The following is a 14,269-nucleotide window of genomic DNA, read 5'->3' as shown; positions in this document are numbered from 1 at the left end:
CTTTGGCTTGGTGTTCTGAAAATGCAAAACGCCGCCGCAGGGGACTCCCCCCGCGACGGCGTTCTGCATGATGGCGGACGGGGCGGAACGCGCCCCGAAAAGCTTTGAGTTAGTCGCAGGTACCCTGCGACTTGCAATACAGTACGTTGCCCGCGGCACCGACCGCAGCGCCGACGACCGGGTTTGCGTCCAGAACGACCGCGCCCAGGGCGCCCGCTCCGCCGCCGATGACCGCTTGTTCGCCGGTGGTTTCGCCACAGGCCGCAAGGCCTGCGCAGGCCGCGACCACAAGGAAGATGCGTGAGGTTTGCATGGTTTCTGCCCCTTCAGATTTCTTGGTTTCCTTGCGGCCAGATGCCGGAAGCCCGCATTGTTATGCAATAACAACGGCGGCAACCAAACTTTTTGCGCAGTTTTTTGCCGCTTGTTGCCTACTGTCTGAGAAAAGAAAAACGCGGGCAGGATATTGTGGGGAACACAAGCCTGCCCGCGATAGGAAGGGGTACGGAATAGTAGGTGCTTGTGCGACGCAGGCAAAGTAGAGCCGCACGGCCCTTCCACCATGCACGGCACAATCCCGGCGGCAAACAAAGTATTGTTTCCACCCCGAATACCGGCTGGATTTTGCCCATCCTGCGTAATGCCGCGCAATTTCGCGCCGACAAGACCTTTGCCGTATCCATATTCCAGCACACCAGAAGGTGTCACATTCCTGTGACAGACCTGGCTTCCAAGTGCGATTTGGGCAAAAGGCAAATCACGAACGCCTTGGAATTCGAAAGCCAAATTTTCTCTCGATTTCCGTGCGTTACGACCCTCTTTCACCCACACGTGAAGGTGCTTGGGATTTCCCGCACGATTGCTTGAGAAATCGGGCCCATTTTGTCCCGTTGTCGTGATTTCCATCGGATTTTGGGACGTGGAACTGTGCTTGTGCACACTCGCATACAAGGAAATACCCAAATGATAATAAAGAGAAAAACGGCCCTTCTGCTCGCCGTCTCGGCGCTCGGATTCAGCGGATTGAAGGCCAACGCCCAGGATGCTCAGACCCAGGCCGAACTGGCTGCCCTGCGCGCCCGTGTCGAAGCGCTGGAGGCCGCCAAATCCGGTGCCGGGACCGGCGATCTGAGGATCGGCAACACCACTCTGGACGTCTACGGATATATCAAGGCCGATTTCTTCTACGACTTCGACTACGACCAGGGTGACACCGCCTTCGTAAACAACATCGGTGAGCCTGCAAACGAGACCAGTGGCACATTCGGCGCGACTGTTCGTCAGTCCAGAATCGGGCTGCGTACCAGCACGCCTTCCGGTATCGGCGAAATCGGCGGCCAGCTGGAACTGGATCTGTTCGCCTCGGGCGGAGCGGCTGAACTGCGCCTGCGCCATGCCAATATCACGATCGGAGACAGCTGGCTGATCGGTCAGTACTGGACCAATTTCCAGCCGCTGGACACCTATCCGACCTCGGTTGAATTCAACGGTCCTGTCGGTATCCCATTCGCTCGTGTGCCACAGGTGCGCTACTCGAATACCCTTGGGTCCAACACCACATTTTCGGCTTCGATCGAAGAGAATGTCAGCGCGTCCAATGCGAGAGATCCGGTTTTCACCGGTGCCATCGAGTACAACGACGGCACATATATTGCCCGCGCGTCCGCCCTCTATGGCCAGGCCGAATCCGGAGCGGTCGAAGTCGATCAGACGGGCTTTACCCTCTCGGGCTCGGTCCGGCCGTGGCAGGGCGGGCTGTTTCAGGTCAACTACGTCGACGGTGAGGCGCTTGGCCCCTACCTGATCGGCCTGGGCGATGCCATCGTCAACGGCCGGGCAAATGACGTCGACGGCTATACCATCGAGTTCCGCCAGGACATTGGTACGAAATGGAATGTCGGTATCGCCTATGGTCGCGAAGATTACGATCTGCCCACCTCGACTGGCACGTTGTCCTTCACCGAGCTCGAGACGATCCATGTGAACGCCTTTTACCAGGCAACCGACAACCTGACATTCAGCGCGGAATACTTCTTTGGCGAGCGGAACGATGCACCCACTGGCCGGACGTTTGACGGCGACCGGGTCCAACTGGCGGCGCAGTTGAACTTCTGACGTCCCATACCGGCCCTGCCCGGTTTCGGGCAGGGTTTTCCCTTGGCGGATATGGGACACGGCGGCAAACACGATCAGCGCACCCCGTCGAAGATTTCAGGAAAAGAATGGCGCGCGACGTCCAGATCAATCACCAGCAACGCGTCGTAGCTGGCAGGGTCGAACGGGTCTTCTGCCGCAATCACTTCCCGCCCGAACAGCCAGCTCAGCCGCCCTGCGTCCAGATTGCCACGCTCAAACGGCTGGTCGCCGAAATGGTCCCACAACGCTTCCATGAACGCCACATCCGCGCGCCGGTCCGCTGGTTTGCGATCCCGGAAACGCTCGCGCCGGGTCAGAGGCGTTACACCTTTGGGGTTGGCGCGCCGGATGACGAACTGGAAATCGGTACCGGACAGACGGCCGGGGAAACCACGATGCTTCAGCATACCTGAACCTCGGTCATCAACATGTTGAAAAGGAAAAAGGACTTACACCCAACCAGAGCTGGCTTCATTGCGCGAACCTCCACGGTTGCCGGTTTTTTCTGAAACGCACTGATGTCATGAAAATCACCGATCATGATCAGAGCCCTTCCCAGATACACCGGGAATCCTGCAACCGGTAGGCCTCGAAGAACTGCGTTGCGTCGGGCGCGGCATTGCCGAATTCGGTGGCGCGGTCGGAAAAGGAAATCACGACGCGCGCCGGCTCAAGTTCATGCTTCGCCACATAGGGAACCGCCAGGATTTCACAAAGATGCGCCATATCGGCCGACGCCACATCATAACCGATCCGCCCAACTGTCGAACCGATCTTGGGGGCGATGAAGCGAAACCTCAGCCACAATTCACCTGGGTTGTTGTCCAGTAGAACATCGCTGAGCTCGACCGGCTGACCTGACGGAACAGGCAAAAGGCTTTGGGCCAGTACTTCCGCAGGGGATGCAAGCAACGCGCCAGCCAAAACAAATGCGCGACCCCAGCCCCGCCAGTGGCAGGCTCCTCTCTCCGGGGTCGCGGGCGCAGCGTTGACACTCCGCGCTAATCTGTTTCTGGCTGGTTGTTCCATAAACCTGTTTCGGCCTCAAAGTCGGATTTTCGGCTTCGCAATCGTTCCGCCATCAAATTCGGCAGACCGTCTCCAATTCGAGGTGGGCCGCCCCACCCCGGCCATCAAAGCGGGATATTGTCGTGCTTTTTCCACGGGTTCTTCAGCTTCTTGTTCCGCAAACTCGCAAATGCCCGCGAGACACGGCGACGCGTAGAGTGTGGCATGATCACTTCGTCAATAAATCCACGCTCGGCCGCGACGAAGGGATTGGCAAAGCGATCCTCGTAGTCCTGCGTATGCTGCGCGATTTTGTCCGCGTCGCCCAGATCGGCGCGGTGAATGATTTCGGTCGCGCCCTTGGCGCCCATCACCGCGATCTCGGCTGTCGGCCAGGCGTAATTGAAATCGCCACGCAAGTGCTTCGACGCCATCACGTCATAGGCTCCGCCGTAAGCCTTGCGCGTGATGACGGTTACTTTCGGAACCGTTGCCTCGCCATAGGCGAACAAAAGCTTTGCGCCGTGTTTGATCACGCCGCCATATTCCTGGCTGGTGCCGGGCAGGAAACCCGGAACGTCGACAAGTGTCAGGATCGGAATTTCAAAACAGTCACAGAAGCGCACGAACCGTGCGGCCTTGCGCGAGCTGTCGATGTCCAGACATCCGGCCAGAACCATCGGCTGGTTGGCCACGACGCCAACGGTCTGCCCCTCGAGCCGGATGAAACCGGTGATGATATTCTTCGCGAAATCCTCCTGAATTTCGTAGAAATCACCCTCATCCGCGACCTTCGCGATCAGTTCCTTCATGTCGTAGGGCGTGTTCGGGTTGTCCGGAACCAACGTATCCAGCGAAGATTCAATGCGATCGGGTTCGTCAAAGAACGGACGCACGGGCGGCTTTTCGCGGTTGTTGAGCGGCAGGAAATCAACCAGACGGCGCACTTCGGCCAGCGCCTCGACATCGTTTTCAAATGCACCGTCGGCAACCGAAGACTTCTTTGTATGAGTAGACGCACCACCCAACTCTTCCGCCGTCACGACCTCGTTCGTTACGGTTTTTACTACGTCGGGACCGGTTACGAACATGTAGGAAGTGTCTTTGACCATGAAGATAAAGTCGGTCATCGCCGGGCTATAGACCGCGCCGCCCGCACAGGGCCCCATGATTACGCTGATCTGCGGCACGACACCTGAGGCCATAATGTTACGCTGGAACACTTCGGCGTAACCCGCCAGTGACGCAACACCTTCTTGAATACGCGCTCCACCCGAGTCGTTGATACCGATCACCGGGGCTCCGTTCTGCACTGCCATATCCATGATCTTGCAGATCTTCTGTGCGTGGGTTTCAGACAGCGAGCCGCCAAAAACCGTGAAGTCCTGACTGAACACATAGACCATGCGACCGTTGATCGTGCCCCATCCGGTCACAACACCGTCACCCGCAGGTTTCTGATTTTCCATCCCGAAATCAGTGCAACGATGGCTGACGAACATATCGAATTCTTCAAAGCTGTCTTCGTCCAGTAGCAACTCGATCCGCTCGCGTGCCGTCAGTTTGCCCCGCGCATGCTGCGCATCGATCCGCTTTTGCCCACCGCCCAGCCGCGCATCGTTACGGCGATCTTCAAGCTCGGAAAGGATGTCTTTCATGACGATAACCCCTGTAAAATTTGGCCGGACCTTATACGGAGTCATGCAAGGACCAAAGCAACTTTCGGCAAATTTGCAAACTATTGGCAATCAAGCCATTGAATAGTGTAAATTTGCTAATTTTTCGATTGGCGCTGCGAGGCCGATGGTAATCTCATCTGCGCCCCCTATACATGCACATCATGCAATTCAGCTCGACCTCGGTGCGCAGATCGCCGCCTTCAATCACAACACTGGTCATCCTATCGGGGCTTTCGGCCCTGAGCATGAATCTGTTTCTGCCCAGCCTGCCCAACATGGCAGAGTATTTTGAGACGGAATACCGGGTGATGCAGTTGTCGATTGCCCTGTATCTGCTGATAAATGCGGTGCTGCAGATACTGATTGGCCCAATAGCGGACAAGGCCGGGCGCAGGCCCGTTATGCTGTGGGGGCTCGGGCTTTTTTTGCTGGCGACTTTAGGCTGCATCTATGCCCCGAATGTCGAGATTTTCCTGGCGTTTCGAATGTCTCAGGCCGTTGTCGTGGTCGGGATGGTCCTCAGCCGAGCCGCCGTTCGCGACCTTTACGAACAGGACAAAGCCGCCTCGATGATTGGATATGTCACCATGGGCATGGCGGTCGTTCCGATGATCGGTCCAGCAATTGGCGGCATCCTGGAAGAGGTCTTTGGCTGGAAAGCCAACTTCTGGTTTCCTTTTCTGGTGGGCGCTCTTGCGATCTGGCTGACCTATTCGGATTTCGGTGAAACCAGCATCAAAAGCGGCAAGACACTGTTGCAGCAGTTTCGGGAATACCCGGAACTTCTCACGTCTCCGCGGTTCTGGGGATACTCTCTGTCCTCCGCGTTTTCGTCTGGCGCGTTCTTTGCTTATCTCGGCGGCGCCCCCTTCATCGGAACCGAGGTCTTTGGCATGACCGCGGCAGAAATCGGCATCTATTTCGGCGCGCCAGCACTTGGCTATTTCTTCGGCAACTTCCTGAGCGGGCGCTACTCGGTTCGCTTTGGCATCAACAAGATGATTTTGTGGGGAAGCTGGCTGAACGCGCTTGGTGTATTCCTGTCTGCTCTACTGTTCCTGGCCGGCTTGGGAACCGCCATCAGTTTCTTCGGGTTTATGACATTTGTTGGCGTCGGCAACGGCATGGCGATCCCCAATGCAACATCCGGCTCGCTGTCCGTTCGCCCCCATCTGGCCGCAACAGCATCCGGTCTGAGCGGAGCGATCATGCTTGGCGGCGGCGCAGCGCTGAGCGCACTTGCGGGCGCGCTTCTGACACAGGAAACCGGCGCAATGCCGTTGCTTTGGCTAATGCTCACAACCGCGGTTCTGGCCATCGCAGCCATCAGCCTTGTCATTTGGCGGGAACGACAGCTGGGTCTTTGAACTTTCTTGCACGCAGCGGTTTGCAAAGTTAGCCTGCGCTGAAAGAAAAGTTGCAAAGACACGCCATGGCCACTCAAAAGCTCTATGCCGGCGCAAAGCTGCGCGAAATGCGCACGCGCCTGACCCTGACGCAAAAGGAATTCGCAACCAAGCTTGGCGTTTCCCTGCCCTATCTAAACCAGATGGAGAACAACAACCGACCGATCTCGACAACGGTTGTTCTGGCTCTGGCGCAAGAATTCGGGATGGATGTCACCGAGCTCAGCACCGGTGACAGCGAACGGCTGGTGTCGGATATGCGCGAAGCGCTCGCTGACCCGGTCTTCGACGACGCAATGCCCCCTCTTGCCGATTTGCGACTGACTGCATCGAACGCGCCGGCGCTGGCACGCGCCTTCATCGCGTTGCACCGCACGTATCGCCAGACGCACGAACGGCTGGCCTCGCTGGACGAGGCCCTGGGGCGCGAGGATTCCCGAATTCAGGCCAGCCCCTGGGAAGAAGTGCGCGACTTCTTCCACTATTGCGACAACTATATCGACGCTGTCGACCGGGCCGCCGAACGGTTTTCAACACGCGCGGAAGAAGCCGGAGGCATACGCGCCGCAGCCCTCAACAGCCTGTCCGAGCGGGGCATCCGTGTTGAGTTCACGGACATCTCGGAAACGCGCAAATATGACATAGCAAGCAAAACGCTTTCCCTGTCTTCACGCGCCGCGCCGCAAACGCAGGTCTTTCAGTTGCTGCTGCAGGTTGCGCTGATTTCTCAGGACAAACTGCTTGAAGCAACCCTGGATTTCGCCCGCTTCCAAAGTGACGAAGCCCGCGCCATCGCCAAAATCGGGCTTGCGAACTACTTTGCCGGGGCTTCCCTGATGCCCTACGGTGCCTTCTTGGCCGCCGCGCAAGAGGATCGCCACGATCTTGAATTGCTCAGCATCAGATTCGGCGCATCGATCGAACAGGTTGCCCACCGCTTGTCCACTTTGCAACGGCCCGGAGCCAAAGGCATCCCCTTCTTTTTTGTTCGGGTGGATCAGGCCGGAACGATCACCAAGCGCCATTCAGCCACACGACTGCAATTTGCGCGCTTCGGCGGCGCCTGCCCGCTGTGGAATGTCCACCGCGCATTCGAAACACCAGGTCATTTCCTTCTTCAACTTGCCGAAACGCCGGACGGAGTGCGTTATATCTCCCTGGCACGCGACGTATCGAAATCCGGCGGTTCATTCGGGGCCCCGGTGCGCCGCTACGCCATTGCACTGGGGTGCGAAGTGCGTCACGCGCAGGCTCTGGTCTATGCCGACAACCTGGATATCAGCAATGCCAGCGCCTATGAACCGATCGGGATTTCCTGCCGGATTTGCGAACGTCAAACCTGTCACCAAAGGTCCGTTCCCCCGCTGGAACGCAGGCTGACAATCGACGCCCATACCCGAGGAACGCTGCCCTACGAAGTCACCTGAAACAATTCCCCGGGATCTTCATCTGGCAAAAAATATCCCGGGGGAGTCGCGGCCTGCCGCGACGGGGGCAGAGCCCCCGATTGGGTCAGTTTTTCGACAGGATCGCCCAGATTTCATCCTTCAAGGCCGCGCGCTTCTTGCGCAACTCAACTTCAGCCAGTTCCTCCATCGGCTCGACATTGGTCTCGGCCCGATGCACGGTCCGGTTGATCTCATGATATTCGTCTGACAGCCGGGCAAAATGCGCGTCGGACTGCTTGAGGTGACTCATCACTTCGACCTTTTCCGGAAACTCTTCGGCCAGTTCATGTGGGGTGTGGGACATTCCTGTAAGCTCCTCGAAATGTTGTTGTCCCCATGGATAAACATGTTCCGGCGATACCGCTTTGACCCGGATCAAATTGGCGACACCAAAAGGCTGGATTCACCGCTTTGCAGGTCGCCAGCCCGCCAAACGCGCCGCCCTGGCATCACAGAACCAACGCTCGCCCTTTGCCTTGTTGATCTTTGTCGCCGCATAGAAAGCCTGCCCGGGCATGTGGTAAATCTTTTCTCCACGAGCTGAGATATTTCCCTTGATCTGGCACGTTTCCTGCGGGGGCAAACCTGCGGTCCCGGCGCGGTGCACCCAGGGCACCTGAACCACTGTTGCCTGCAGACCCTTCTTTTCCTTCGCGGCCCTCTGTTCAATCGGCACATATTCGCGGGAGTATTTGCGATACGCAAAGGCCAGCCCATCCTCGACCAGCGTAAGCGCTGCATCGCTCCCCGCTACATAACAACGAGCAACCACACGGCCATACCTGTCCCGATCCACCGGTTCACAGAAGGCCGGTCGCCCATCGAACCTTTGTCGTGCAACCTGCGTTACCCACGCGCCACAGCGCCATTCGACACCTTGCGCGTCACGACATGTCTGATCCAATTCGGGGGCGTCAATTCCAGACAGACGAATCCTGACCCCACCGACATCCCACGTATCCGCGTCCACGACCCGCACAGTCCCGGTTGGCCGGTCAGCGGCCAGAACCATCTGCGGCAGCATCAGAACAAAACACAAACAAAGTCTTAACATACCCCCGATATGCCCCTGACCAGCGGCGCATTCAACGGGGTATGTTAAGAAACGTTAACGCTGAGCGGTCTCCCACTCGGGATGGACCCATGGCCGGTCATTCGAACTAGGCAACGCATCCTTGCCCAGCAGGTGATCCGACATTTTCTCGCCCACCATGATCGATGGCGCATTCAGGTTTCCGTTGGTGATTTGCGGGAAAATCGAACTGTCCGCGACCCGCAGACCATCTACACCAATCACACGCCCCTGCGGGTCGACGACAGCGTTCTTGTCGTCTGCCCGCCCCATACGGCATGTCCCGCAAGGGTGATACGCACTTTCGGCATGTTCGGCGATGAATTCGTTCAATTCCTCGTCGGACTGAACGCTGGCTCCGGGCTGGATCTCTTTGCCCGCATAGGGTTTGAAAGCGTCCTGACCGAAGATCTCGCGGGTCAGGCGGATGCAGGTGCGGAAGTCCGCCCAATCCTCTTCGTGGCTCATGTAATTGAAGCGAATGACCGGCGCGTCCTCGGCACGGGCCGAGCGCAGCGTTATCGCCCCGCGCGAAGGTGAGCGCATGGGACCGACATGCGCTTGGAAACCATGCCCCTCGGCCGCGGTCTGCCCGTCGTAGCGCACGGCGATCGGCAGGAAATGATACTGGATATCCGGATACCGCACACCGGGTTTCGAGCGAATGAACGCAGCACTTTCAAACTGGTTCGAGGCACCCAGACCCGTTTTAGTAAACAGCCACTGGGCACCGATCAGCCCTTTGCTGAACAGGTTCCAGTGCTTGTACAGCGTGATCGGCTGCAGCGATGCCTGCTGGATATACAGTTCCAGATGATCCTGCAGGTTAGCCCCAACCCCGGGGCGATCCGCGACTACGCCGATCCCATGTTCAGCCAGATGTGCCGCGGGCCCAATACCGGACAACATCAGCAGCTTGGGCGAGTTTATCGAAGAAGCGGCCAGAACAACCTCACGCCGGGCGCGAATAATCTCCTTTTTGCCGCGTCGGACCAATTCGACGCCCATGGCGCGGCCGTTTTCCATTACGACACGTGTCGCAAGGCCACGCAGGATGTCGCAGTTATCCCGTTTGAGAGCTGGCTTCAGATAGGCATTCGCAGCAGACCAGCGCCGTCCTTTCCAGACGGTCTGCTCCATCGGGCCGAACCCTTCCTGCTTTTCACCGTTATAATCGCCGGTTACCTGGTATCCCGCCTGTTGTCCGGCATCGACAAAGGCCTGGAACAGTGGGTTTTCGCGCGGGCCACGCGACACGTGCAGGGGCCCGTCAGTGCCGCGCCACGTCGGATCGCCCCCATGCCCGCCGTCGTGCCAGGATTCCATTCGTTTGAAATACGGCAGGACATCCGCATAGGACCACCCGTCGGCGCCCATTTCCGACCAGGTGTCGTAGTCATGGGCATGACCGCGTACATAGACCATACCGTTGATCGACGACGATCCGCCGATCACCTTGCCGCGCGGACAGGCCAGCCGGCGGTTGTTCAGATGCGGCTCGGGTTCGGAACTGTAGCCCCAGTCATAGCGCGACATGTTCATCGGATAGCTGAGTGCGGCGGGCATCTGGATGAACGGTCCCGCATCGGTGCCACCATGCTCGATCACCAGGACCGAAGCCCCGGCCTCGCTGAGGCGATAGGCCATCGCGCACCCTGCGGATCCTGCACCCACAATGACAAAATCTGCTTCCATTTTCAGGTCTCCTGTTCCCGCCGGGCCAAGGTTTTTCGTTGAAAAACCCAATTGCCTCCGGCGGGAGTATTTTCAAAAAGATGAAGAGGTTATTCGCCGCGCGGGAAGCGGGCGTTTTCCTCGACGATATTCAGATCCATGTGATTGCGCATGTAACGCTCCGATGCTTTTTGCAGCGGCTGGTAATCCCACGGATAATATCCCCCCTGCCGCAAAGCCTCGTACACGACCCAGCGGCGCGCCTGACTGGCTCGCACGTCTGCGTCGAAACGATCCAGATCCCAGCGCGCCTCGGATTTCGCGCGCAGGGTTTGCAGTGTGCCAGCGTGTTCGGGGTTCAAGGCAAGGTTGGTCAGTTCGTGCGGATCGGCCTCAAGGTCGAACAGTTGATCCGGGTCCAGTGTGCAGCGGTTGTATTTCCACTTGCCGTAGCGCAATGAGACAAGCGGCGCATATGATGCTTCGGCCGCGTATTCCATGGCCACGGGCGCGGTGCGCTCGCCGCCCTGAGCCAAGGGAACAAGGTTCTCGCCGTCGGTCCATGGCGCGATCTCCTCCATGTCGACGCCAGCCAGAGCGCCCAGCGTCGGTGTCACGTCGATGGTCGATACCGGGGTGTCGATACGCCCTGTTGGAAGATCAGGGGCCGAGATCATCAGCGGCACCCGTGCCGAGCCTTCGTAGAAGTTCATTTTGAACCACAGGCCCCGCTCGCCCAGCATGTCGCCGTGGTCTGAAACGAACATGATGATCGCCTCTTGCCGCGTCGTTTCCAGCACCTCGATGATCTCGCCGATCTTGTCGTCAAGATAGGTGATGTTGGCGAAATAGGCGCGCCGGGATTTGCGGATGTCTTCTTCGGTGATGTCGAAACTGCGCCAGTCATTGGCATCGAAGATCCGTTTTGCATGCGGATCCTGATTGTCGTAGCCGATATCGGCGATCTCGGGCAGAAGATGCTCGCAATCCTCGTAGAGATCCCAGTACTTGCGCCGGGCGACATAGGGGTCGTGCGGGTGGGTGAAGCTGACGGTCACGCACCAGGGGCGGTCGCCTTTGCCGCGCGCCAGATCGTAAAGCTTGGCCTTGGCGTTATAGGCAACCTCATCATCATATTCCATCTGGTTCGATATTTCGGCCACGCCCGCGCCTGTCACCGAACCCATGTTGTGATACCACCAGTCAATTCGCTCGCCGGGTTTGCGATAGTCCGGTGTCCAGCCGAAATCGGCCGGGTAAATGTCAGTGGTCAGGCGATCCTCAAACCCGTGCATCTGGTCGGGACCGACGAAGTGCATCTTGCCGGACAGGCAGGTGTAATAGCCTGCGCGACGAAGGTGATGCGCGTAAGTGGGAATATCGCTACGGAACTCGGCCGCGTTATCGTAAACACCGGTGCGCGAAGGCAACTGGCCGGACATGAAACTGGCCCGACCGGGCGCACAAAGGGGCGACGCGGTATAGGCATTTGCAAAACGGGTCGAACGCGCGGCCAGTTTCTTGAGGTTGGGCGCATGCAGCCAGTCCGCGGGACCATCGGGAAAGAGGGTTCCGTTCAGCTGATCCACCATCAGGATCAGAATGTTCGGCTTTGTCATTTTTCAGCCTCGAGCAAAGTGTTGAGGACACGCATTGCGTGGTTAACGGCCAGTTGCGGCTCTTCCGGTGCGCTCAGCGCCGCGCGGATATACAGCCCGTCGATCAGGGCAATCATGTTCTCGGCAGCTTCAACCGGGTCACTCATCAGCGGTCGCAGGCTGTCGATCAGGTTGGATCTGATCCGCGACTGGTAGATTTGCCAGAGACGCAACGCATCGTCATTGGTTTGCGCCAGAACATAAAAGGTCATCCAGGCAGCGATCACATCAGGTGTGAAACACGAGGGTGCAAAGCATGCCCGGATAATGGCCTGCGGTCTTTCCCTTGCTTCCGCGCCTTTCAGTTGCTCGCGGGCTTCGGCACCGAAATCGGATAGAATGCGGCGCATGGCGGCCAGAAATATCTGATCCTTGCCGCCGAAATAGTGATGCGCCAACGCGCTGGACATGCCCGCCCGTTTGGCGATCTGGCTGACGGTCACGTCGAGGGACTTTTTCAGACCAAGCTCGGCAATCGTCGCGCGGACGATTGCATCCCGACGGATCGGTTCCATTCCGAGTTTTGGCATGCCTACCTCTCAGCAGCTGGGTTTACCAAACGCTAAGGGGGTTTTATTGACTCGTCAATCAATAACGTTCAGGCCGAGCGAGCGGCGTCAGTATTTCGGGCCGACACCCGGTGGCGTTACGGCACTGCGGTTCAGGACCGCTTCGCGCCATGAGATGAAACTGACGGCAGCGAGGATCAGCGTTCCGCCAGCAACCACCCAGACATCAACCCGTTCATGAAATACCAGTGCGCCCATCAAAGTTGCCCAGATCAGTTGCAGGAACGTGACCGGCTGGGTTACCGCAACAGGTGCCGCGTGCAGGGCCAGCGTCATGAAGTAATGACCGGCTGTCGCAAAACAGGCGATCAGAAACAATACACCCAAATCGTGAAGGCTGGGCGGGGTCCAGACGGCATAGGCAAACGGGATCAGGGCGATTGTAACCCAGATTGACAGGTGCGCAACCACGACCGAAGGCGGGATATCCCGGACCAGAAGCTTGGCCAAAAGGTAAGACCCGCCAAGGGTCAGCGCCGTTCCCAACATGGCGACATGGCCTGGCGAAACCTCTCGAAACCCGGGGCGCAGAATGATCAGAACCCCCATCAGGGCAACCAAAATTGCGGCAATCCTGCGAAAGGCCAGCTTTTCCCCCAGAAACAGCGCGGCGCCCAGCGTGACGTAAATCGGTGTCATGTAGTTCATCGCCGTCACTTCGGCTAAAGGGATCTGGGTCATGGCAAAGAACCAAAGCATGACCGCCACGGCGTGGATAATCCCCCGCAGCCCGAACAAAGTCAGGTCTCTTTTGGTCAGATGTGTTGCCATGATCGTTCGCAAGGCAGGCAGCAGAAACACCAAACCAAGCGCATACCTCAGAAAGGCCGCCTGTATCGGATCCATGGACGAGCCAAGGGTCTTCACCAGGGCCGTCATCATGACAAAGGACAGCCCGGCGGAGAACATCCAGAACATACCTGCGATCGGGCGGATGGATACTGCTGCTGTTGTCATGTCAGTGGTTGAACACCGAAACCGGCGGCGGGACAACCCTTCACATCGCAACAAGTTTCAGTGCAATGGCCAACATGATGATCCCGATCACCACATCAAGAATTTGCCATGCCCGGGGGCGGGTGAAAATGGGCGACAAGATCCGCGCGCCATATCCCAGTGAAAAGAAGAAAACAAAGCTGGAAAGCATGGCTCCGACCGCAAATCCCAGTCGGTCGTCATACTGCGCCGATATCGACCCGATCAGAACAACCGTATCCAGATATACATGCGGGTTGAGCCATGTGAAGGCCAGAACGGCCAGCAAAGCCGCCCGCAGGCTGGTACGGTGCCCATTTCCCACCTCCATCACTGCGCCGCCACGCCAGGCCGACAGCAGGCTGCGCAGGCCGTACCATGTCAGGAAGGTGGCTCCACCATACCGCATTACCGGCTCGAACCAGGGCGCGGCCTGCGCCAGCGAGCCAAACCCGGCGACACCGGCGGCGATCAGTACGGCGTCCGAGACGGCGCAGGTCAGACAAAGGGTGAAGACATGTTCGCGACGCAAACCCTGCCGCAGGACAAAGGCGTTTTGGGCGCCAATGGCCAGGATCAGGCTAAAGCCCAAGGCAAAACCGGCGATCAGAGATGTGGACATGAAACCTCCTGCGTTCCGACCG

Annotated in this window: 14 protein-coding genes; 3 read left to right on the top strand and 11 right to left on the bottom strand. The window is 58.2% G+C overall.

All coding sequences use genetic code 11. The annotated features are described in order from the left end of the window. Positions 1–109: 109 nt before the first annotated feature. Positions 110–313 carry a hypothetical protein gene (locus tag AC2FIR_RS00385; protein WP_170609939.1) on the bottom strand — a complete coding sequence of 68 codons (204 nt, stop codon included), beginning with the start codon at positions 311–313 and terminating at the stop codon, positions 110–112. Between the two features lie 650 nt (positions 314–963). Here AC2FIR_RS00385 and AC2FIR_RS00380 point away from each other — a divergent pair. Next, positions 964–2,115, top strand: a complete 1,152-nt coding sequence (locus tag AC2FIR_RS00380) for a DcaP family trimeric outer membrane transporter (protein WP_496743618.1) — start codon at positions 964–966, stop codon at positions 2,113–2,115. A 74-nt stretch (positions 2,116–2,189) separates the two neighbouring features. Here the strand turns inward: AC2FIR_RS00380 and AC2FIR_RS00375 are convergent, their stop codons facing one another. The 3 genes from AC2FIR_RS00375 to AC2FIR_RS00365 form a co-directional block, all read right to left on the bottom strand. After that, positions 2,190–2,543, bottom strand: a complete 354-nt coding sequence (locus AC2FIR_RS00375; protein ID WP_496743617.1) for a hypothetical protein — start codon at positions 2,541–2,543, stop codon at positions 2,190–2,192. 136 nt (positions 2,544–2,679) lie between these two features. Further along, the gene (locus tag AC2FIR_RS00370; protein WP_496743616.1) at positions 2,680–3,048 is read right to left on the bottom strand and encodes a DUF6497 family protein; all 369 of its coding nucleotides are present in this window, start codon (positions 3,046–3,048) and stop codon (positions 2,680–2,682) included. Between the two features lie 221 nt (positions 3,049–3,269). Continuing rightward, complete coding sequence (locus AC2FIR_RS00365; protein WP_170609933.1) at positions 3,270–4,802, bottom strand: acyl-CoA carboxylase subunit beta; 1,533 nt, start codon at positions 4,800–4,802, stop codon at positions 3,270–3,272. 182 nt (positions 4,803–4,984) lie between these two features. On the opposite strand from AC2FIR_RS00365, the gene AC2FIR_RS00360 reads away from it, so the two are divergent. After that, positions 4,985–6,190, top strand: a complete 1,206-nt coding sequence (locus AC2FIR_RS00360; RefSeq protein WP_496743615.1) for a multidrug effflux MFS transporter — start codon at positions 4,985–4,987, stop codon at positions 6,188–6,190. A 65-nt stretch (positions 6,191–6,255) separates the two neighbouring features. Continuing rightward, on the top strand, positions 6,256–7,656 hold the full coding sequence (locus AC2FIR_RS00355; protein ID WP_170609929.1) for a helix-turn-helix domain-containing protein: 1,401 nt from the start codon (positions 6,256–6,258) through the stop codon (positions 7,654–7,656). Positions 7,657–7,741: 85 nt separating this feature from the next. On the opposite strand, the gene AC2FIR_RS00350 is transcribed toward AC2FIR_RS00355, so the two are convergent. The 7 genes from AC2FIR_RS00350 to AC2FIR_RS00320 all read right to left on the bottom strand — a co-directional run bounded on the left by AC2FIR_RS00350 (position 7,742) and on the right by AC2FIR_RS00320 (position 14,247). Beyond that, complete coding sequence (locus AC2FIR_RS00350; RefSeq protein WP_170681998.1) at positions 7,742–7,981, bottom strand: HP1242/YdcH family protein; 240 nt, start codon at positions 7,979–7,981, stop codon at positions 7,742–7,744. A gap of 99 nt (positions 7,982–8,080) precedes the next feature. Next, positions 8,081–8,731: a thermonuclease family protein gene (locus AC2FIR_RS00345; protein WP_496743614.1), complete on the bottom strand. Its 651-nt coding sequence runs from the start codon at positions 8,729–8,731 to the stop codon at positions 8,081–8,083. 54 nt (positions 8,732–8,785) lie between these two features. After that, positions 8,786–10,444, bottom strand: coding sequence for a choline dehydrogenase (betA, locus tag AC2FIR_RS00340; RefSeq protein WP_170609923.1), 1,659 nt, complete (start codon positions 10,442–10,444; stop codon positions 8,786–8,788). Between the two features lie 89 nt (positions 10,445–10,533). Next, entirely contained in the window at positions 10,534–12,042 is a 1,509-nt protein-coding gene (gene betC / locus AC2FIR_RS00335; protein ID WP_480911284.1) for a choline-sulfatase, read from the bottom strand. After that, positions 12,039–12,611 (bottom strand): choline-binding transcriptional repressor BetI, encoded by a 573-nt coding sequence (betI, locus tag AC2FIR_RS00330; protein WP_496743613.1) that lies wholly within the window; start codon positions 12,609–12,611, stop codon positions 12,039–12,041. Before betI ends, betC begins: the two co-directional genes overlap by 4 nt. Before the next feature lie 87 nt (positions 12,612–12,698). Next, positions 12,699–13,607, bottom strand: a complete 909-nt coding sequence (locus AC2FIR_RS00325; protein ID WP_496743612.1) for a DMT family transporter — start codon at positions 13,605–13,607, stop codon at positions 12,699–12,701. A gap of 40 nt (positions 13,608–13,647) precedes the next feature. Next, positions 13,648–14,247: a LysE/ArgO family amino acid transporter gene (locus AC2FIR_RS00320; RefSeq protein WP_170816658.1), complete on the bottom strand. Its 600-nt coding sequence runs from the start codon at positions 14,245–14,247 to the stop codon at positions 13,648–13,650. Between the last annotated feature and the right edge of the window lie 22 nt (positions 14,248–14,269).

This window comes from Ruegeria sp. CDSB136 (assembly GCF_059610965.1).
The sequence above is the reverse complement of the archived record's forward strand: the minus strand, read 5'-3'. Positions and strand labels throughout refer to the sequence as shown.